The 21,478-nt window shown below is 34.7% G+C and carries 19 protein-coding genes and 1 tRNA gene; 8 read left to right on the top strand and 12 right to left on the bottom strand.

Annotated elements, in window-relative coordinates; genetic code table 11:
• Nucleotides 1-59: 59 nt before the first annotated feature.
• Entirely contained in the window at nucleotides 60-911 is an 852-nt protein-coding gene (gene ccsA / locus EZS29_RS09325) for a cytochrome c biogenesis protein CcsA (protein WP_172603871.1), read from the bottom strand.
• 115 nt (nucleotides 912-1,026) lie between these two features.
• On the opposite strand from ccsA, the gene EZS29_RS09330 reads away from it, so the two are divergent.
• Together EZS29_RS09330 and EZS29_RS09335 are read left to right on the top strand one after the other, a co-directional pair.
• Complete coding sequence (locus EZS29_RS09330) at nucleotides 1,027-1,410, top strand: J domain-containing protein (protein ID WP_130609359.1); 384 nt, start codon at nucleotides 1,027-1,029, stop codon at nucleotides 1,408-1,410.
• A gap of 10 nt (nucleotides 1,411-1,420) precedes the next feature.
• Nucleotides 1,421-2,899, top strand: coding sequence for a M20/M25/M40 family metallo-hydrolase (locus EZS29_RS09335; RefSeq protein ID WP_130609362.1), 1,479 nt, complete (start codon nucleotides 1,421-1,423; stop codon nucleotides 2,897-2,899).
• A 90-nt stretch (nucleotides 2,900-2,989) separates the two neighbouring features.
• Here the strand turns inward: EZS29_RS09335 and EZS29_RS09340 are convergent, their stop codons facing one another.
• A complete protein-coding gene (locus tag EZS29_RS09340) occupies nucleotides 2,990-4,141 on the bottom strand; it encodes an outer membrane protein assembly factor BamB family protein (protein ID WP_130609365.1) in 1,152 nt (383 codons plus the stop codon).
• Nucleotides 4,142-4,355: 214 nt separating this feature from the next.
• Here EZS29_RS09340 and EZS29_RS09345 point away from each other — a divergent pair, with 214 nt between their 5' ends.
• Nucleotides 4,356-4,907, top strand: coding sequence for a phospholipase D family nuclease (locus EZS29_RS09345; RefSeq protein WP_130609368.1), 552 nt, complete (start codon nucleotides 4,356-4,358; stop codon nucleotides 4,905-4,907).
• Nucleotides 4,908-4,988: 81 nt separating this feature from the next.
• Here EZS29_RS09345 and EZS29_RS09350 read toward each other — a convergent pair whose 3' ends face one another.
• Entirely contained in the window at nucleotides 4,989-5,861 is an 873-nt protein-coding gene (locus EZS29_RS09350; protein WP_130609371.1) for a hypothetical protein, read from the bottom strand.
• A 220-nt stretch (nucleotides 5,862-6,081) separates the two neighbouring features.
• Nucleotides 6,082-6,747: a lysophospholipid acyltransferase family protein gene (locus EZS29_RS09355; protein WP_130609374.1), complete on the bottom strand. Its 666-nt coding sequence runs from the start codon at nucleotides 6,745-6,747 to the stop codon at nucleotides 6,082-6,084.
• A 150-nt stretch (nucleotides 6,748-6,897) separates the two neighbouring features.
• Between EZS29_RS09355 and EZS29_RS09360 the strand changes: the two genes are divergently transcribed.
• From EZS29_RS09360 to EZS29_RS09375, 4 genes are all read left to right on the top strand, one after another.
• Complete coding sequence (locus EZS29_RS09360; RefSeq protein WP_130609377.1) at nucleotides 6,898-8,463, top strand: TPR end-of-group domain-containing protein; 1,566 nt, start codon at nucleotides 6,898-6,900, stop codon at nucleotides 8,461-8,463.
• Nucleotides 8,464-8,518: 55 nt separating this feature from the next.
• Nucleotides 8,519-10,339 (top strand): acyl-CoA dehydrogenase, encoded by a 1,821-nt coding sequence (locus EZS29_RS09365; RefSeq protein ID WP_130609382.1) that lies wholly within the window; start codon nucleotides 8,519-8,521, stop codon nucleotides 10,337-10,339.
• A gap of 359 nt (nucleotides 10,340-10,698) precedes the next feature.
• The gene (pckA, locus tag EZS29_RS09370) at nucleotides 10,699-12,288 is read left to right on the top strand and encodes a phosphoenolpyruvate carboxykinase (ATP) (protein WP_130609385.1); all 1,590 of its coding nucleotides are present in this window, start codon (nucleotides 10,699-10,701) and stop codon (nucleotides 12,286-12,288) included.
• A 29-nt stretch (nucleotides 12,289-12,317) separates the two neighbouring features.
• Nucleotides 12,318-13,313 carry a 2-hydroxyacid dehydrogenase gene (locus tag EZS29_RS09375; RefSeq protein WP_130609388.1) on the top strand — a complete coding sequence of 332 codons (996 nt, stop codon included), beginning with the start codon at nucleotides 12,318-12,320 and terminating at the stop codon, nucleotides 13,311-13,313.
• A 14-nt stretch (nucleotides 13,314-13,327) separates the two neighbouring features.
• Here EZS29_RS09375 and EZS29_RS09380 read toward each other — a convergent pair whose 3' ends face one another.
• Nucleotides 13,328-14,494, bottom strand: a complete 1,167-nt coding sequence (locus tag EZS29_RS09380; protein ID WP_130609391.1) for a glycosyltransferase family 9 protein — start codon at nucleotides 14,492-14,494, stop codon at nucleotides 13,328-13,330.
• Between the two features lie 112 nt (nucleotides 14,495-14,606).
• Here EZS29_RS09380 and EZS29_RS09385 point away from each other — a divergent pair, with 112 nt between their 5' ends.
• Nucleotides 14,607-16,016, top strand: coding sequence for an O-antigen ligase family protein (locus tag EZS29_RS09385; RefSeq protein WP_130609395.1), 1,410 nt, complete (start codon nucleotides 14,607-14,609; stop codon nucleotides 16,014-16,016).
• 13 nt (nucleotides 16,017-16,029) lie between these two features.
• On the opposite strand, the gene EZS29_RS09390 is transcribed toward EZS29_RS09385, so the two are convergent.
• The 7 genes from EZS29_RS09390 to EZS29_RS09420 all read right to left on the bottom strand — a co-directional run bounded on the left by EZS29_RS09390 (nucleotide 16,030) and on the right by EZS29_RS09420 (nucleotide 21,478).
• A complete protein-coding gene (locus tag EZS29_RS09390; RefSeq protein ID WP_130609398.1) occupies nucleotides 16,030-16,701 on the bottom strand; it encodes an O-methyltransferase in 672 nt (223 codons plus the stop codon).
• A 164-nt stretch (nucleotides 16,702-16,865) separates the two neighbouring features.
• Nucleotides 16,866-16,941 (bottom strand) — tRNA-Phe (locus EZS29_RS09395).
• 84 nt (nucleotides 16,942-17,025) lie between these two features.
• Nucleotides 17,026-18,093 carry a hypothetical protein gene (locus tag EZS29_RS09400; protein ID WP_130609401.1) on the bottom strand — a complete coding sequence of 356 codons (1,068 nt, stop codon included), beginning with the start codon at nucleotides 18,091-18,093 and terminating at the stop codon, nucleotides 17,026-17,028.
• Nucleotides 18,080-19,231 (bottom strand): hypothetical protein, encoded by a 1,152-nt coding sequence (locus EZS29_RS09405; protein WP_130609404.1) that lies wholly within the window; start codon nucleotides 19,229-19,231, stop codon nucleotides 18,080-18,082. The genes EZS29_RS09400 and EZS29_RS09405 overlap by 14 nt, the downstream gene beginning before the upstream one ends.
• Entirely contained in the window at nucleotides 19,231-19,983 is a 753-nt protein-coding gene (locus tag EZS29_RS09410; protein WP_130609407.1) for a hypothetical protein, read from the bottom strand. The genes EZS29_RS09405 and EZS29_RS09410 overlap by 1 nt, the downstream gene beginning before the upstream one ends.
• Nucleotides 19,983-20,657: a hypothetical protein gene (locus tag EZS29_RS09415; protein WP_130609410.1), complete on the bottom strand. Its 675-nt coding sequence runs from the start codon at nucleotides 20,655-20,657 to the stop codon at nucleotides 19,983-19,985. Before EZS29_RS09415 ends, EZS29_RS09410 begins: the two co-directional genes overlap by 1 nt.
• Nucleotides 20,654-21,478, bottom strand: a complete 825-nt coding sequence (locus EZS29_RS09420; RefSeq protein ID WP_130609413.1) for a hypothetical protein — start codon at nucleotides 21,476-21,478, stop codon at nucleotides 20,654-20,656. Before EZS29_RS09420 ends, EZS29_RS09415 begins: the two co-directional genes overlap by 4 nt.

A 21,478-nucleotide genomic window follows, 5' to 3' on the forward strand; every position in this document is an offset into this window, starting at 1 on the left:
TCACTCATTTCATTCTGCCTTTAAAAACACAGCTTATCGATTTAATAACGAACTTAATATTAAACGTACTGCCAAATAGTCCCAAAAAAACCTAAGATCAACAAAAGCATACCAAAAACAGTCAAGCGAGCCCCTTTTCTTCCTCGCCATCCCCAAAGACTGCGTCCAAATATGGTCATCACATACCATCCCCAAACTAAAAATGCCCAGAGAATTTTAACAATTCCAACTTGCACAGTCACTTTGCCGATAAAAATCAAGGCCAAGCCTGATAACAAACTGATTGTAATAAAAGTTAAGCCAATTAATGACGACCGTTCAACGAGCTTTTCAAGTGCGGCCAGACTGATTGGTGAGTGTACTTTTTCCAATTTCTTTTGTTTTAATTTTGTATATTCTCTTAAATAAAGCAGAGATGCGCAAAATGAAGCTACAAAAATGGCTTCGCCCAACGCGGCTGTGCCAATATGTAAAAAGACCAACCAATCTCCAGAGGCTGCATTATAAAGAGGAGTTGGGTCGAGAAATGGTGAGATCGTTGCTAATAAAAAAGTAAGAGCACCCACTAAAAAAGAAAAAGCTGGAAGACCTTCTTTTCCGCGATCAACGGCAATAACTGCGACAGAAAGAACAAAACAAATGACGGTATAAACTTGAGTTGTCAATGAATTCACTGGAAAAATAAACTCAAGAGTTCCATATACGATAGTAAAAGAAGTTGCTAATAAAAAAAGAGCTCTTGCACCTATATGAAATTTTTCTGAATGTGGAGCATTCTTTGATTTTAGCATCAATGTGTATCCAAAAATCAATACAGCAAAACCATATAAAGTGCTCATACCAATCCGTGCAATGGTCTCAAGCATAAATATATTACGGAAAATGTTTTCTTGAATTGTCAGATTCTGCATGTCATTATCCAAACTCTGTGCATTGAGGGTAAATGGTCGGCCCCATCCTTCCATTTAACCAGCGTCATATCACGAAAGTCAATTTGATCTATAACAGCAGGTGAATGTTTCCAACATGTGCAGCCATTTTAGCGATGATGATTCTTTTGATGAGAGAAGAATCGAACTAGAGAAAAAAAAGCAAAAAAAACTCGAAAAACAACTTCGCTTGAAGCAAAAAGCGGAATTAATCCAAGAATTACAAAAAATTCGCGAACATAATACAAATTGTCATCATAATTTTAACCTATGTTTAGAAAACTCGAATAAATATCCACGAGGAACTTTAAAATGGGCTCTCGAGTTCTTAAGTGCACAAGCTGATACAGATCAAGAATTCTTAAGAAAAATATATTTAGAACGAGCTCAGCTTTGGCATCCAGATAAAAATAATGATAAGAATCATTTGGCAATGCAATACTTAAACGAAGCTTGGCAAATTGTAAAAAAAAATAGATAAGGAAATTTGAATGAAAAATACTAAACATCTTCATTCTCCTACGTGTGGTTGTAAAAATGAAAAAGGAGAACCTTTATTTATTACAGCTCCATCAAAAGAAACACAAAATGCTCTCGATTATTGTGAAAAACATCTAGAAAAAGAACTTAAAAACTTAATCAAACTTGTAAAAATTCCGAGTGTAAGCCTTGCTGGTTTTGATGAAAATGATGTCAAACTCAGCGCTGAAGCCACTGCAGAACTCTTGCGTGGTGCAGGTCTTGAAAATGTTGAATTGCTGGAACTTGGAAAAGGCATACATCCCTATGTCTATGGTGAGTGGCTGCATAAACCAGGTGCGCCCACCTTGTTACTTTATGCTCACCACGATGTTCAACCGCCGGGACGGGAAGAAAAATGGAAATCCAATCCTTTTATCCCAGTAGAAAAAAATGGGCGCCTGTATGGCCGTGGTACAGCAGATGACAAAGCTGGGATTATTGCACACACAGCTGCTATTTCATCGTATTTAAAAACTGCGGGGGAATTACCGGTAAATGTAAAAGTTCTGATTGAGGGCGAAGAAGAAATTGGCAGCAATAATCTTGCAGTTTTTGTCCGCAAGCACAAAGAAAAGCTGAAGGCAGATGGTATTATTGTAACTGACTGCGCCAATGTCGATTCAGGAATTCCAAGCATTACAACTGCCCTTCGCGGTCTTGTCGCAGTGGATATAGAAGTCGAAGCCTTGGATCACCCAGTGCACTCTGGACTTTGGGGCGGTATTCTGCCCGATCCTGTTTTAGCCCTTACGAAAATTTTAGCCACGTTGTGCGATGAACAAGGTAACATTGCCATCAAAGGTATTCACGATAAAGTTAAAGCACTCACAGCAGCTGAAAGCGAAAACTTTTCTCAATTAAAAATGGAAAATATCGCGCGCGGAGCAACGGGGCTTTTAAATGGTTTGCCATTTACGGCGCAAGAAAAAGATTTTGCCGAAAAATTATGGCGCCAACCCTCATTGAGTATTAATGCCATTCAAAGTGGATCACGCAAACTTGTAAGTAATATTATTCAAGATGCAGCTTGGGCGCGTGTTTCTATTCGCATTGTTCCCAATATGAAACCACAAGAAATTTTAGAAATTTTAACGAAACACATTCAAGCGGTTTGCCCACAAGGATTTCGCCTCAAAATCAAGCCAGAGTCGTCGAGCAATTGGTGGGCAATTGCAGATCCCAAAGCAGATGTTTACCAAATAGCGGCTCGCTCTTTGGAAAAAGGCTATGGACACACAGCACAATTTATCGGTTGTGGCGCAAGTATACCATTTGTGCAACCTTTATCCGATGAATTTGGCTCAATTCCTGCAATCCTTGTGGGCGTTGAAGATCCCTACACAAATGCCCATTCTGAAAATGAAAGTTTATTGCTTACGGACTTTAAAAAATCACTTTTTGGGCAAATTCATATGTTACAAGATTTAGCTAAATTCAAAAAGGCATAAGTTAATAACGTTAAATATAAGAGACATATTCCTTGAAAATGAGCCGAGTATCTCTCTTAATTTATAATTTAAAGAGTAAAGGTAAAAACTTTAATTTCTTAATTCAAAGGGCGAAGGCATCAATTGTATATCTTCAAAAATTGCATATAATTTTTTATCAAATGAACTGACGATAACAGAATTTCGCTTGCCGAATACAGGATTTGAATAAATAAATCCATCTAATTTATAAGACCATATTTTATACCCTTCTTTTGAGATTAAATATAATTTTTTATCAAATGATCCAAAATATATTTCACCTGCTTTATTTATAAGTGGCTTAGAATAAATAGATCCATCGGCTGCAAACTCCCACAATTTATTTCCTTCAGGTGTCAATGCATAAAGTTTGCCATCCATGGATGTAAAATAAACAGTCCCATCCTTTCCAACAGTTGGGCTTGCATGCACACTGCGTCCTGCAGTAAATTCCCATTTTTTTGTTCCGTCTGGATTGATGGCATAAAGTTTACTATCATATGAGCCAAAATAAATTGTTCCATCCTCTGCAAATGCGGGTGAGGAATAAATATATCCTCCTGTCGTGTATTCCCATTTTTTTGTACCGTCCGGATTGATGGCATAAAGTTTATTATCATTTGAACCAATGAAAATTGTTCCGTTGTTATCAATAGAAGGAGAAGCGGAAAAAATAGCATCGCCAGTTGTAAAATCCCATTTTTTTGTTCCGTCGGAATTGAGAGCATAAAGTTTATTATCATTAGAACCAACATAAATAGTTCCATCTTTGCCAATGATGGGACTTGAATACACTTCATCGCCAGTTGTGAATTTCCATTTAAGTTTTCCATTGGGTGTTAAAGCATAAATATTTTTATCTAGGGAAGAAATATAAATACTTCCATCTTCCGACACAGCAGGAGTTGAAAAAATTTCTCCTTCCGTTTTAAATTTCCAATTGTGAAATTTATCTTCGGGATAGTAAGCATGTAAATAACCATCTTTTGAGCCAATATAAACCGCACCATTCTCTGCGACTTTAGGACTGCCGAATATACTTCCTTGCGTGGAATACCTCCATAATTTTTTGGGCTCAAAATTATATAATCGTTGATAATTTTCTTCTAAATATCTTGAATAATCATAATTGTTAATACTTTCTAGATCATTGTTTGCAAATGCTGCAGCAGAAAAAGAAAGTGATAATATCAAAAAACGTAACGGATTATTGAAATACATTTTAAATTTCCTTGCATAATAATTCTAAATAAAAATTCTCCAGAAAAATTTATTAGCAAAAAAAACGGAAAGATACAAACCTTTGTATTTAATATAAAAATATTTTATACGCATTATTTTTAAGCGATAATATTAAAAATCAAACAAATGGTGTGCTTTACATTAATTAATGGATAGCTTATAAATTAAGGGAACAAAAATGAAAGGAAATAAAATGTTCAAAAAAAAATTAATACAAATTATAACGTATTCTTCTCTATTTTTTTATATAAACCCAATTTATGCAAGTACATTTAAAGACTCTGCCTATAAAGTTTGTTTTACTCCTGGCTCAAATTGTGCGCAAGAAATAATAAACGAAATTGATGCAGCAAAGAAAAGTGTCTTTGTGCAAGCCTATTCTTTTACAAGTGCTCCCATCGCCAAAGCGATTGTGGACGCAAAAAAAAGGGGAGTGGATATTAATGTAATATTAGATAAGGGGCAATTTTCACAAAAATACTCATCCGCAAAATTCTTACAAAATCAGGGAATTCCTTTATGGAAAGATTATAAGCCTGCTATCGCTCACAATAAAATAATGATCATTGATGCGAAAACTGTTATAACCGGAAGTTTTAATTTCACCAAGGCAGCACAAGAGCGGAATGCGGAGAATATATTAATCATCACCGACACAGATTTGGCGGCAGAATACAAAGTTAATTGGGACAAACGCAAAGCAGCATCTATCCGCGAAGACGGTAAAAACGAAAAGATCAATTAAAATTAATTTTAATTGATCTTTTTTTGCGATAAAAAATTGCACACTTTTCCATTACAGAAAAGCACACAAAGTCAGTAGATTTTATTTAAATGTACAAACAGCACCATCAGCAGTTTTAAACTCAACAGTCTTAATTGTATACACGTATTTAGTAGGTTTTTGATCAGCATTATTTTCAAATACCAATTGGCAATCTTTATTTAATGTCGAATCTTTATAAGATAATACGATATTTTTGTCCGCATTGAACTTAAAGTTGAAACCGAGAGTTTTATAGTTATCAGTCAAGCTCTTTGGCAGCAGACTGTTGATGCTAATGTCACTTAAAGACTTCAATACATCTTCAAATGTAATTTGTTTTTTAAGATCTTTATGTGATTCTATATTTGCAGTATTCTTATCCGCTCTCTCTTTGCTTAAAATTGGTTTAGCTGCTTCTAAAAGTTTGTTCAGAGTTGCTTGTGGAGTTTTTTTAGTATCATCTGTTTTGCCTGCATCATCTGTTTTGACATCAGCAATGCTATATTCTAAACTTGCTACTTTAGCTACAGTCTTATCCGATGCTTTATCCGCAGAACTATATTGATATGTTAAATTAGCAATTAAACTTTTATAAAACTCTTTGTTTAGATCTTCAGAAAGATTTAAAATCAAAGCTTTTTGATAATTTTTATGTAATTCAAGTTGAGAAACAGTATTATTTTCATTCAGGTCAACACTTAACTTTGCTGATACAATACTTTCACCTTTGTCAGAGGTTTTAAGTTCAATTTTACAGTCCTTCAATGTTTCATCGTTACAAGTGATTTGAGTATTTTTTATATTTGAAGCAATATGATGTGACTGATTAAAATCAAGCCCACCTTTTTCTTTGTTATCATTCTTATTTCCACAACCAATAATAACAAATACAGAAGTGCATACAGCGAGAGCAGATCCTAAAATTAACTTCATACAGTAGACCTCGATCGGGTTTGGGTTAACAAAAATTCAATTGCTAGTTAATACTCTATTTAAAATTTAATTTCAAGCATTCGTGAAATTTTTTATAAGACAATATATATTGTTTTTTATTTTGCTTAATTTTTATTATAAATCTTCTTTTTTTATTTTTTTATCAATAAATATGTTGAAAATCATTTTATGTAATTTTTATATTCAAAAATTTATAATCTTAAGAATATAAATTAGGAAAAACTTCAAATGACCTTTTTTGCACGTAATCTAAGATAAATTTTTCATACTCCTCCTCGACTAGAATCTGTGTCTCTTCCTGCTCAGGAAGTTTTTCAAAGAAAACATCTATTGCACTGAAAGGAACAGGTATGAGCATTTTATCCCAAGAGTTCACGCGTATCGCTCTTGGATAACCAAACAAACAGCCGTTCTTAGGGTGGGCATGGATCAAAAAAAGTGGCCCATTTACCACACGCGCACAACCAACGATGCCACGTTTCGGAATAAGTGGTGGGCCCTTTGGACCATCAAAAGCAATGCCGAGACTGACACCACTCTCTCCAGCCCGCTGCATTTCAAGTAATGCCTTACGCCCTCCACGGCTTGAGGATCCACGGATCATTTCATACCTTCTTTTTAACAACAATTTTGCAACTAGCTCTCCATCCTTACTTAAGCTTGCAACTAAAGAGACTTTTGGCCTATCTTGTTGATCCACGCCGATAAAGCAAGCTAAAATTGAATTGTGTGGGCAGCAAAAAACTGCATTTTTGCCTTCACCCCAAACAGCTTGGATGCTCTCAAATCCGACAAGGCGAATGCGTACGGTTTTTAACAGTACAAGATAGTACAAATAGCCTATATAAAATAAAAAAGTCCGCATGAAAATACCTAATTATTTGAAATTACAATACTAAAAATTCAACCCACTCTTAAACATCTGCTTTCGTCTATCTCAATTATTAAGAAATAACGTCGATACGCCAGTCTAGGTACAACAACTTCACAACACAAGGTTGAGGAAGGACACTCTTTGAAAAATAGAGTTCTTACCATAACACTTTATGGCACTATGTTTTGCAAGAGCTTCATTGTCTATGGAGATCAAGGATCGTCCACAGCGACCAAGGATATACTTGTAAAAGATATGGAATTGATTTCCAAAGCCGATAAAGATTATAATTCCGAATCTTCAACTCAGCTTTATTTAACTGCAAAAAGAATTATTGTCGACTCATTACCTGGAGAACAGGTTAAAGCTGAAAAACTTTTAATTGAAAGCATTCGGCAAAATCCAAAAAATATCAATGCCTATGTGGCTCTTGCTAAACTCATACAAGTTCAGGTCGCTCAAGGTAACAAATATCCACAAGAACTGCACAAAAGTATCACACTCATAAACCAAGCCTACGAAATTGACCCTGAGAGACCTAAAACACGTTTTGCCAGTGCAGATATCTTATTTTATACAGGTCAGGTGAAAAACGCTGAAGATCTTTACCTTGATACGATGAATCGATTCCCAAACCATAAAGACACTTATATAGAAAAAACAAGAATATTTGCAGAAAAAAATCCTCAAGAATCCATTCGCAATGCAGAAACCGCTCTCAAATTGGGGGCTTCTACCGATGATATTTCACAATATTTAAGCTCAGCGCTTATTCGCAGCACAAAAAAAGAAATTCTACCAAATAAACTGAAATCCTATGCACAAAAATATCCCGATAGGTGGTTATGGCATAAAACAGCATTAGCTTATGCAAATAATCGGAATTATAAAGAAGCAACATATGCTTTTGAAAGAGCAATTACACTTGGGAATGATGTCGAATCACGTTTGCAGTTGGCTGTAATGCAATATTCGATTGAGAGTAAAAATAAAAAAGCGATTGAAAATTTAAATAAATTAATCACAATACTCGGAGAAAAAGAATATATCTCCACTTCGGCGTATTCCTTAGTTTATGCACACCTATCTTTAGCTTATTTTAAAGACAAAAAAAATGATGAAGCTGCATTATCAGCAACCTATGCAGCAAAATCAAGTGGCGAGAGCAAACAATTCTTTACATCACTTGTTGCAGAATATAAAAAAATAAATGCTTTGTACATTTTAGATAATTCGTTGAATTATTTAATCAGAGAAGAGCCCTCTTTTGAACTTCCTTATACGATTTTTGCAGAAATTAATAGAAACAACAAAAAATACGGTACTGCTATAGAAATGTACGACAAAGCTATTTCGTTAGAACCAAAAAGAGATGACCTCTTTGCAGAAAGAGCAATTACATATTATAAAAGCTCGAGTTATGAAAATGCACTAGAAGATTTCGAAGCTGCTTTAAAGCTGCGTCCACATACAGCGATTTATCTTTATAATAAAGCCTGTATGCTTGCACTACTAGGAAAAAAAGCGGAAGCGCTTAAGACTTTAAAGCACGCTTTTATTGAAGATAAAAAATTAATCGAGTTAGCACGAGTTGATTCTGATTTTGCCTCAATAAAATCGGACAATGTGTATTCCTCTCAGTTTGCTTCACTCATTTTAGAGGATTTTGATGAAAAATGGAGCGTAACAGAGTCGGAACCACAATAATGTTTAGTTATTCATTTTAGTAAAATGAAAGTTTAATTTTCTAGGAGATTGTATTATGGCTGCAAATAGTTCTTTTATGGTTGACAGAAGAGAAATAGAATTTGTCCTATTTGAATATTTAAATATTCAAAAACTTTTTGCTTATTCTTATTTTTCTGATCATTCTACGGATTCTGTGGGAGAGATGCTAACATCTGCAATTTCATTATGTAATCAATATTTAGGACCACTGAATAAAATCGGTGATCGCACAGGTTGTGTGCACAATAAAGATACAAAAGAAGTCACAACACCTAAAGGAACAAAAGAGGCTTACAAACAATTTGTTGATAATGGTTTTTTAACACTTTCCGATCCTGAAGAAGCAGGAGGAATCCAAGCTCCAAGCGTCATTGCCGCTGTTTTTATGGAGTTATTTTCCAGTGCCAATCAAGCCTTTACAATGTATCCAGGTTTAACGAAATCTGCTTCCCATGTACTTTATCACTTTGGTGAAGAGTGGATGAAAAAAACGTGTGTGCCAAAAATTGCTGCTGGCACATGGACAGGCACCATGTGCCTCACAGAGCCTTCTGCGGGCAGTGCAGTGGGAGATTTAAAATCGACAGCAAAACGCGACAAAGATGGAAGCTTTCGTATTAAAGGTGTCAAACAATGGATTTCAGGTGGTGAAAATGACTTTGCCGAAAATATTTTACACCTTGTTTTAGCTCGTATTGAAGGTGCACCTCAAGGAATTGAAGGAGTAAGCCTATTTTTAGTGCCTAAAAAACGCTTTGATAAAAACTCTGGAAAAATCACTGGCAAAAATGATCTTTATTGTATTTCACTTGAAGAGAAAATGGGAATTCATGGCAACTCAACTTGCCTCATGAGCTTTGGTGATAAAGATGATTGTGAAGGATTTTTGATTGGTAAAGAAAATCAAGGAATCAATTACATGTTCCTTATGATGAACGAAGCGCGTATTGGTGTGGGACTCCAAGGGCTTGCACAGGCATCCGTTGCTTTTCTGAACGCAGAAGCTTATGCGAAAGAACGGATACAAGGCGTTGATATAACAGTTAAAAGAGATGCTACAAACCCACCTCGCATTGCTATTGTCAATCACCCAGATGTGAAAAGAATGCTTTTGCGTCAACGTAGTATTGTCGAAGGGATCCGAGCGCTTAGCTACACTGCTGCACTTATGCATGATGAATCTAAACATTCTCCTGACAAAGAACATAAGAAGAAATGTCAAGGATTTCTTGAGCTTTTAACGCCTATAATGAAAGCTTGGGCAACCGACATGGGTTTTTATTCTATTGTGCAATCGATACAAACATATGGAGGGTATGGTTTTACAAAGGATTATCCTGTCGAACAACTCCTACGTGATTCAAAAATAGCTTCTATTTATGAAGGAACAAATGGCATTCAAGCTTTAGATCTCGTCGGCCGTAAAATGCGTATGGAAGAAGGTGCAATTTTTATGGGTTGGCTCGAAAGACACACAGATTTTATTGAAAAGAACAAGGACCACAAGGCTATAGGCGCGGAAGCAGCTCTTCTTGAAGAGTATATTGCTGGGCTCGCAGAAGCAGCTATGCATATGGGAGAAGTTGCAAAGAAAGGAGATCGTAAAGCTGCAATAGTGAACGCATATCCTTTTTTAATGGCGCTTGGCCATACTATTATTGCAGGCTTATTATTAGAACAAGCAGTTGTAGCAGATGAAAAACTTTCAGGAAATGTTTCAGCTGCAGATAAACGCTTTTATGCAAATAAAGTCAAGACAGCAAAATTCTTTACTCATCATGTGCTCCCAGAAGCAAAATCTTATTTAGCAAATGTAATATCAAATGACACTTCCTGCCTAGAATTTGAGTTTTAATTTTTATGATCTCGTTTCCTTATGCATCTAATTTTTATTTTTAATTAGATGCATTTTTTATTTTTATAAAATCTACAAAGAGTGATTTTAAATAGCAGCAAAATTGTCTATACAATAACTCATATCTCAAATTGACCTCGCATAAAAATACTTCTATAAGGTCATGGAGGAAGAAGATTAAATTCTTGTTTAAGAATAATTTTTTTCTTGTAAATATTTCTGAGCACTGTATTCCTTAAAAAAGGGTACCAAAAAGTAAAAGAAAAAATTCACGTTATTGACTTTCTTAAAATTATCGCTTAAATATCATTATGTTAAAAATCGGTCATCTATATTATAAGAAAAGGAAAAAGAGCATAATGTTAAAAAAATATGGTTTAATTCATAATGAAATTTATTATAATACCCCCATTCCGATAATTTATGAACATTCAATCCGTGTAGAAAAAGATTCTTTTCTCACTGATACAGGTGCATTGGTGGCTTTTTCCGGTGAAAAGACAGGAAGAAGTCCCAAAGATAAAAGAATAGTAAAGCATCCCGAAAGCGAATTAAATATTGATTGGGGTGATGTTAACATAGCTCAATCACAAGAATCATTTACTGCATGCAAACTAAGAGCTATTGACTATTTATCGGCAAAAGAAAAACTCTACGTCATCGATGGGTTTGCAGGTTGGGAAAAGTCCTATCAAATAAAAGTAAGAGTCATTTGTTCCCGCCCATATCATGCATTATTTATGCACAATATGCTTATCCGACCGAGTCAAGAAGAACTCAAAAATTTTGGTGAACCTGACTGCGTTATTTTCAATGCGGGCAGCCAACCTGCTGATGAAAAAGCTGAAGGAATGTCTTCCAAAACAAGTATTTCATTTCATTTTGAACAAAAAGAAATAATAATATTAGGCACAGATTATGCAGGCGAAATGAAAAAAGGTGTTTTCACTGTTATGAATTATCTGATGCCCAAAAAAGATGTTCTTTCACTTCACTGCTCAGTAAACGAAGGCACACAAGGAGATGTCTCTGTTTTTCTTGGTTTATCAGGTACTGGTAAAACCACTCTCTCAGCTGATCCCAATCGAAAATTAATTGGCGATGATGAACATTGCTGGGCAGATAAAGGCTTATTTAATATCGAAGGGGGTTGTTACGCAAAGTGCGACAATCTCTCACAAGAAAAAGAACCCGAAATATTTGCTGCTATAAAGTTTGGTACCTTATTAGAGAATACAGTTGCCGATCCCATCAGTCGTAAAATAGATTATACCAATTTATCCATAACAGAAAACACAAGAGCATCTTATAAAATTGAATATATTGAAAATGCAAAAATCCCATGTATCACAAAACATGCAAATAATATTATTTTTCTCACCTGTGATGCCTTTGGCGTGTTACCTCCAATCAGTTTATTAACACCTGAGCAGGCGATGTATCATTTTATGAGCGGTTACACTGCTAAAATTGCTGGCACAGAGGTTGGAATTAAAGAGCCAAAAGCAACATTTTCTGCATGTTTTGGTGCTCCTTTTATGGTGTGGCATCCAGCGAAATATGCCGAATTATTAGCACAAAAAATACGTGAACACTCTGCCCAAGCTTGGCTTGTCAATACCGGCTGGACAGCGGGAGCATTTGGCGAAGGAGAAAGAATCTCTTTAAAGCACACACGTAGTATCTTGAACGCTATTCACTCGGGTGCACTCATAAATGAAGATTTTGAAAGTTTTGATGTCTTTAATTTCAAAATTCCACGCCAAATTAAAAATATTCCGACACAAATTTTAAATCCTCGTAACACATGGAAAGATAAAATTCATTATGACACTCAAAGAATAAAAATTGCCCAAATGTTTATAGATAACTTTAAAAAATTTGTTCATAAGACAAGTCAAGATGTTTTGAAAGCAGGACCAGACATTGAATTTACTCATTCCCATTAAAAAAAAGTTTCTGCAGAATTGGAAAGAAAGTGAATGTTATTGTTTTTAGCTCACACAGCTATGAAAAAAGTTACTTTGAAGAGATCAACAAGTCTTTTCGTCACAATATCAAATATCTAGATCTTCAATTAAATGCAGAAACAGCAGCTCTCGCAAAAGGATTTTCTTGTGTTTGCGCATTTGTAAATGACAATCTAAATAAACAAACGATCCAAGAATTATCTGCTCAGGGTGTTGAACTTATCTCTTTACGCAGTGTTGGTTTTAATCATGTCGATTTGAAAGAAGCAAAAAAACAAAAAATAACCGTGTTGCATGTGCCTGAATATTCTCCCCATGCCGTTGCTGAGCACACAATTGCTCTTTTACTCACTCTCAATCGCAAAATCCACAAAGCATATAATCGTGTGCACGAATTTAACTTTAGTTTGGATGGCTTAACAGGCTTTGACCTCTATAAAAAAACTGTGGGAATTATTGGAACTGGAAAAATAGGAATGGCCATGGCGGAAATTATGATTGGCTTTGGTTGTCAAGTGCTTGCATTCGATAAGTTTCCTGACAATACCAATAAAAATATTACTTATGTTTCTTTAAATGATCTCTACCAATATTCTGATATAATTTCTTTGCATATCCCACTGAATAAAGATTCTTACCATCTATTAAACAATGAAGCATTTGCTAAGATGAAAAAAAATGTCATCATTTTAAATACGAGCCGTGGCGGTTTAATTGATAGCAGCGCACTTATAAATGCTCTTAAAAAAGGAATTATAAAGGGAGCAGCTCTTGATGTTTATGAAGAAGAAGAAGGATACTTTTTCTCTGATTTTTCAGAAAAAGGAATTGATGATGATAATCTCGCTCGTTTGATTTCTTTTCCAAACGTTCTTGTCACTGCACATCAAGCATTTTTAACCCATGAAGCCCTAACAGGTATCGTAACAACAACGTTACAAAATATATATGATTTTGAAAAGGGCGCAAAACTCATCAATGAAGTGCACTGCAAAGAAAATTAATTGCCAATGCAAAGCTATTCACTTTTTTCAATTAAAATGAGTGCCGTTTGGAAGACCTTTTCTACACTGAGGTCTTCTAAACACTCACGTCTGCTCAATCGACAGATGTTTGACTCACATTGTATACAACCTGTCTCACGCTGTAAGGCCAAATGTTTTGCTTTATCTGGATGACACCAACTCACTGGCGATGTAGGACCATGCAATTCAAGAGTTTTTGCTCCAGCCGCAACTGCAATATGACTCAGGCCATTGGAATTCCCAATCCAAATAAGTGCTTGCTCAGAAAGAAAACCCGCTTCACGCAAACTGAATAAAGGAGGAAATAAACTGAACTCTTCTGCTAAATTGTTTTCCTTTAACTTAAGCTGCAATGCTTTATGCATGTCATGGACATAAACATCTTCTGTTGGCCCCCATAGCCAGACAATGGGGCTTTGATATTTTTGAATCATACGCCAAGCCAATTCCACATAACTCGCTGCAGGCCAACGCCGGACCGAGCGTCTGTGCGTTGGACTTAAAAGAATATAATCGAAAATTTGTGATTTCGTCTGTTTGATACGTATTTTTGTATGGCTGAGCTTCTCTTTTTCTTGCATCAACCAATCCTGTACTTTTTCTTTATCCTCCAAAGAAATTGGTATAATTGGGTGCAATTTTAGGCATTGTTCTGCTTGTAAGTTAATATTTAAGGGCTGTAAAAGCTTTAAGCGAGCGTGGCCTAAATAGATTCCATTTAGATCTTCGCGCGGAATCAATTTGTTGAAAACTAAATTCCGAATTGGACTTGTCGAAAAGCTGATTCTGACGGGCGCTCCCGTTACCAAAGACAGCACAGCCGTTCTAGGATTGTTCATTGCATCGATCACAATATCGTATTTTTGCTTTCTAATTTTAATTAAATGCTGTATATTTTCATATAAAAATAAAATATTTTTTATCAGAACTTTAAATACAGAGTTCTTATTTGTTTTACTTTTTTTTAAAACAGGGTAAAAGAAAAGACGATTTAAAAAAGGATTTTGCTCAAGAATTTGTTTTGCCATAGGATGACTCCACCAATCTATTTGCGCATTTGGGTATTTATCCCGCAATACTTGAGCGATTGGTGTGCCTAAGAGAACATCACCCAATTGTCTCGGCAGTACTATTAAAATTCTTTTCTTATCATCGTGCATGTGATTTTAAATCCCCCTAAGCATAGCATTAAAATCAAAAATGGCTTAACATACAATAATAAAAACTCAAAACCTGTTTTTGCGATCTTGATGTATGTAAGGAGTTTAATACATGTTCTTAAGATCTCTGTTCTTTTTGTTACCATTTTTCTTATATCTTGGGATTGCTGTTCAAGCTGCAGGCTTTTATCTCTGTTGTATATTTGCTCCTTTTGGCTATTACTTAGTTAAAAATAAAAAGATTCCTTTCTTTATGCTAAAACTTGGTATATATTTACTCATATTATATAGTGTTTTTCCCGTTTTTAATTTTTTAACTTATTATTTTCAAAACAAAACAATACCATCTTCCATATACAATTTAAAAGAAAACTTTCCACTTTTATTAAATAGCAGTTTCTCTTCCTCTCTTTTCTTTACGGGCTCCATTTCTAGCTTTTTTATTTGGATGTCACGCTATGAAATCTTTAGATTTTTTACTAAAGGAAAAAATCTAAATCAAACACTCCCTGATATTAATCCTCTCAAATGCTTTTTAGCGGGACTTTTACCCGCTTCCATTTTATTTTGTGGCGCACTTATTTATCAACATTTTACAGGTTTTGAACTCCGTTCACATACGAAATATGGTCCCATTTTAACAAATGATAACTTATTACAAAATGGCACTTTTCGAGTTTATGGTTTCTATGGCCATCCTCTAACTGTTGCGGCAGTGGGTTTAACTTATGCCACATTTAATTGGACACTTTTATGGCTCATAATTGCTAAGAAAAATCTAAAAAGTATGTATTTTATGCCATTTAAAGATCATAAATTCTTGCCATATATGTATTTATTTTTAATTACAATTGCCAATACCACCTGTGTGTTTCTCAGTTCAGGCAGAACAGCTACTCTCGTAAATATTGCTATTTTATTGGGAGTCCCATCTCTTATTTATTTAAAGCGAAAGCCTATTTTTACAATTATTGCCATAACATCGATCGGTATTGCAAGTTTCTTTATAGGAAAAAAACTTGGAGTGATTGAACGAATCGAATCAACTGCTCAGTCTTTATTAAACTCACATGCATTTGAAGAAGGAAATAATCGTCAATATTTTTGGAAAGTTTATACAAAAATGTTTTTGGATAGTCCCGCTGTTGGACAAGGAAATTTTTGGATTAATCACGGAATCCGCAACGAATATTATAATAAACTTGGTTTCTCTCATATTGAACAGAAGTACAACGCTCACAATAATTACCTCGAAATTTTGGCCTCAGTGGGTATTATTGGCCTGAGCATTATTTTGTTTGCAATATATAAAATATTTCGCTTATTAAAAATTGAAATCAAAGCACAAAAAAATTCTTTAATACTATTGCTCATTCCTCTTCTTGTTACTTTATTAGCAAACTTATTTCACGCAACCACACAAAATGTCTTTTTTGACTCTTCTTTTATATATATAAATATAGCAATTATTTATGTCATTATATGGCAGATTATAGATAATAAAAGAAATGCTCTGAATTGACATCACTTAAAATTCACTTTTTAACTGCGACCATCATACCCTCACCGGTTGGCATGAAAGTTGTCACCAATCTCGCATCTTCAGCACATTTTTGATTGAACGTACGCATAGCCAAAACTAAGTTTGCCAGATCTCCGCTGGGCAACTCTTCTTCGCCAATATAACCAAAAACGAAGACATTATCTGCAATCAATAATCCACCTGAGCGCAAGTTTTCTATCGCCCAATCAAAATAATGTGGATAACTGACTTTATCAGCATCGATAAAGATAAGATCGAAAGGCCCTTTATGATTTATTTCTGGAAGCTTTTCAGCGGCCTTACCAAAGACGATCTCAATTTTCGTCAACAGATTGAGTTCAGTAAAAACTTCACTGGCAACCCGCACATGATGCTCACTCTGCTCAAAAGTATAAAGTTTGCCTTCCGGTGGAAGTGCTTTTGCTAGAAATATGGCAGAGTATCCACAAAGTGTACCAATTTCGACGATTTTTTTTGCTTGAACCGAACGCGCTAAGATCTCGAGACAGCGCCCATCTGTAGGAATCACCTGTAAGGGTGGAGTTCCACGCCTTTTAGCAATTTGTAATGCGAGTTTAAGGTCCGCACATTCATTGATATTAAGAAGACCTTCAACATAGTTTGCCACAGATTGTGATAAATTTGAGTATGATTTTAAGCGCATTTCATTTCCTATTGAAAACTCAACCTTGTATTTAAAATAACAAAAACAAATGATTTTTATCAAAAAAATCTTCAGTTGTCTTATTAAAATTTAGCTCTTTTGATTTATAAAGATTAAGAAAATTAAAAAGAAGGAAAAGAATAAAGAAGAGAAGGAGAAAGAGATGGTGGCACCTCCCGGAATCGAACCGGGGACACGTGGATTTTCAATCCACTGCTCTACCGACTGAGCTAAAGTGCCAACCCTTGGTAGGACAGTGACTAATACACGAATGCGATTTGAGTCAAGCATTCCAAGCAAGTTTTTTTATATTTTTTTTAATGCTCAATTAATACTCAAAAAACTACTGCTAAAACCTATTTCTTGCGCTTTTATGATCGAAGAATATGCAGAAACTGTTTTCTGCACTGTCCACTGTCCGGTGCTCACAGCATTATTAAGCACGGGGCAAAGCGGAGATGCCTGCCCCGCCGCAACCGAGGCAACAATAGAAATAGCTTTGGCTACTAAACAGGCTGGCGCAGCCACAGATGCGCCAGCACATTTGATGGCACTTTCAAGGAAACAGGCATTTATCTGAAGATTTGCAGAATCTTTGGCTGTGCGAGAGAACTTACTGCGAAGAGTTTGGACTTGGCAGGTAGGAGAAAAAGGTTCAAGAAAACAGTGAACATTAAAAACCCCTTTTGTTGGACTTAGTAAGGACGCAATATCTCTGCTAAAGTGACTTCCCATAGGACTTAAAAAAAAGGCGCGCACACTTTTTACCACAACACGCTCTCTTTGCCCCCAACTCAATTCAAGGTAAGGATAAAAAAGAGCCGAACCCGTCATAATTTGTTCAATAGGTTCAGATACTTCTTTATCAAGTCGAACAGGAATTCGTATAGAACCTTTTTCATCGCCTGCAAAAGCCTCTAGCTGGGTTTCATACTCTTTATTCAACTGTACTTCATAACCATTTCCCTGAGCGCAGGTCGTTAAAGCAAAAACCCCATTTCCCTTGGATATAAGGTTGTAAACAGCAGAAAAGGAACAGTTTTTTTGCAGAGCGGATGAGCGCGCCGCTGTAACAAGCTGGTTCTCAAAAAAGACTCCATTGTGCTGATCAACACTTGTAGAAAAAAAGCGGTCTGGGTTGAGAGCGATCTTAGCCATACGTTCTAAGGCAATTTGGCTTTCGTCCGTTGAGTTTCGCCATAGAGCCTGCTTTCGCTCCTCACGGACGAAATGTGCGTCGGAGAGAGCAAGCACAGAGAGAGTCTTCTCATCTTGATAAACACGGTTTTGCTGCCTAAAAAGCAAAATAAGGCCAGCGAGGGTGAGAAAAAAAAGAGGGAGGACAATTACACATTCAACTAAGGATTGTCCTTTTGCATTAAAAATATTCATTTTTGCCTTTCTCTTGTGTCACGAGAGCTATCCAGTTGGGAGTAAAAAAAGACTTATAAAAATTTCCTTCTGACAGAGGACAAGCTGCTCTATTTTGCCAATCCTCTTCCTCTAAGAAATCACCTTGCCAATGTGATTTCGCGGAACAAATAAAAAACGGATGGGTGATTCGCACTGAAATATTTTTAGGAGAGCTGTTAAAAAAATCTTCGCTATCTAAATTCAAGGATTTAAAAAATTTTATTTTCGCAAGATACTTTGTTACTTTTGTAAATTTTGTATTTGCTTCTAATGCCTGACTATCTTGTAAATAAAGATCATGTAAAAAGAACTGTGCCTGCGCAAAAGAAACAAGCGAAAGACCAAAACTGACAGATTGATTTAAGTGCTCGGCTAATTTTTCATAATCGAGCACTAAGTTTGATTCAGTACCGGATAAAAAAGGCAGTATTTTATTGACCACTGCATAGGCTCCATTCTTATGGGATAGCTGACAATCTTCACGCAATAAATAAAAATTATATAGATTTTCGATTAAAGGAAGATTGATAAAACCAGGAGATATATATTTTTTTCCTTGGCTTGCAAGGGAAAGACAAAAAACATCTCGATTGGAGCTTTGCACAAAGTACTTTTTAATATTTTTTGGCAATGAATTTATAATAATTTTATTTTTCTCAACTAAAGATTTTGCAATAAAAAGTCCTCTGCCTGATTTTAAGCGAAAAGATTTATAAAGATTATTAATATAATCTTTGTTTTTTTGTGTCAGAGCACTATTTTTAAAATCTCCGTTAGAATGTGCACTTATTTTTTGCAGTGATTGATATGTTTGCCAATACGGTTGAGAAAAAGAGATGTATAAACCGGTTTCAGCAGACTCGGCAAAGGCATTTTGCGCAAGGCTGAGAGCACTTATGATATGTTGATTATTAAGTGAAATATAATTTAATTTATGAGATATCAAGGAAAGATCTCGCAGTTTATTTTCTCTCTCTTTATTGATATTTGAAAATGCACGATAAAAAGATTCAGATATAAAAAGAAAAAAAAGAGCACAGAGCATAGCTAAAATAAGAAAAATCAGTCCACTGACTAAAGCCTGACCTGACTCGCACGAAGCTTTAAGATTATTCATCAATTTTCCTTTTTTTCTTTAAATATATATTGAGAAAGATCAACTTCTCGAATAAATTCCATTGTTTCTTGTGTGATATTCTCTTCTAGACCATAAATACTCACTGGCATAGCCAGACCCTTTTCAAAGATTTGTGTGGATGCAGGCCACGGAACATATGTGGAAACGCGCACACGATACCAGTAAATTGGATTGTACGTTTTTGCTCCGGCAAAATGGCCAAGACAATTTCTCTTTGCTTGAGATCTTCGCCCAACTTGCATAGAAGGATTAAAAAAACTTGAAAATAAAACAGGCAAGCAGGTCGTAACCTTTAAATAAACACCTTCGGGATGGCTTAAATTACTAAAAACAAATTGGAGAGAAATAGTATAATTATGGTGTGGAATAGAATAAATCCATTTATTTTCAGCATTCAATTCTTTCTCAAATGAAATAAAAGAAGTAGGAAAAAGCTTAAGGGTATGCTGCAGTTGTTTTTTAATTTTATCATCATAAACTATACTCTTAAAAGAAGAAAGAGAATGCTTTTGCGGGATAGACCCATTGCGCTTAAGTGCAAGTTCACTGTGCGAAATTTGTAAAGCAATGTCAGACACTGCAGCTTTAAACACCGCTTTAAATGCGAGTAGACGCACGATTTCAATCAGAGCAAATGCACTTATAGCTAAAATAACTTGCGTGATGAGAGATTCGACTAAAACCTGCCCCGCTGAAGAGGTCCAATCTATTTTTTTGCTCACTTTATCCATCACTCTCTCTTTGCTTTTTTTAATTTTAAAAAAAAGTTAATGTCTGGCTCAGGCTCTATTTTTTTCACTTTTATAACTTGTTCTTTAATTTTCTTTAACTTATTATTCTCTGTAATCTCGTTGCTTAGAGCAATACCCATTTTTTGTCTGGAGAGCAGATTAGGTTCAGTTCTAATTTCATGTTGAGCTTTGCGCAGAATATCTTTATAGACTGCATAAATATTCTTTTTTAACTGATATTTATAAGTATATGATTCATTCTCAAGAGAAAGAAATTGCTTTTGCTGGAGCGCAATAATAAAAAACAAAAACAGCAATAAAAACCTCCAATTTTTAAATATTTTTTTAACAATAATTTGAATAATACAAAATAAAACCCCATTATTTATTTGGTTTTCAAGAAATTGAAATAAACTATCCGTTAGCATTAAAAATAATTTTTCACCCTTAACATTTGTCGATAAAAGAGATATTTTCTCTTCTAAATCAATAAATACGTAAAAGTCTTTTTGAAACAAAAAAACTTCATTTGTCTCTACCAAAACCTTTTTCTCACTTTCGATCACAAGAAATGTCCCAGCAGAAGCTTTGTTAAACGTAAGAATGTCCTGAGCTTCATCCAGAGAAAAATATTGATTATTTTTAACATCGAAAAGAATTTTTTTATCGCTCAAAAATTTTCTCCTGAATTTTCCATGATATATTCACAATAATTTGGAAAATATTGCGCATATTTTTTTAACTCGAGAATAGAAAAAAGAAAAAAATGATCTTTCCTTTTCTGAGATATTAACTTATTCGATTCTAACAACAACAATTCATCTCGTTCACTTATTGCAAAAACGCGCAATCCCATATCTTGACAATTTTCAATTGGCTTTTTAATTGAGCTAACATTTCCTTGGATAGAAATAACTGAAGAATAAGGAAGAGCAATAAAACCGCTATAACTATCATCAGTATGGGCTTGTGTTGTTAAAGGAATCACTTTGAAGTCCCAAATCCCGCGGATTTGGGGGATTTTATCGTTTAAAAAAGAGTGTTTTTTGAGCGATATTTTTTGTGACGTTTTATTTTTTATAAAATGATTTTTCCATGTTAAAAAATCATGTTGGTTCTGATTATAATTAACGACTGAAGTTTCTTTTTGGTTACTAACATCGAAAAGAATAATAAATACGATCATCCAAGTAAAAATTTTAATAAAATAATTGCTATCTAAAAACTTCCGAACACTCTTATAAATCAAAAATATAATATAGAAAAAGAAATAAATAATTTCTTTAAAAATGTTATTTTTAAAGACAAATCTATAATCTAGAACCTGAGTTGACTTTAATGGCAGTTCATTTAAAAAAATAAAATATCTTTTATTACAGGTAAATATTTTATCTTCTATTTGATAAATAATAAAACCTCTTATAAAAATTATTTCTTTATAATTACAAAAACTAAATTGAAAAATTCCACTTTCTCTTTCAAAGATTAAATACAT

Source organism: Fluviispira sanaruensis (assembly GCF_004295685.1).
Classification (GTDB): Bacteria; Bdellovibrionota_B; Oligoflexia; order Silvanigrellales; family Silvanigrellaceae; genus Silvanigrella; species Silvanigrella sanaruensis.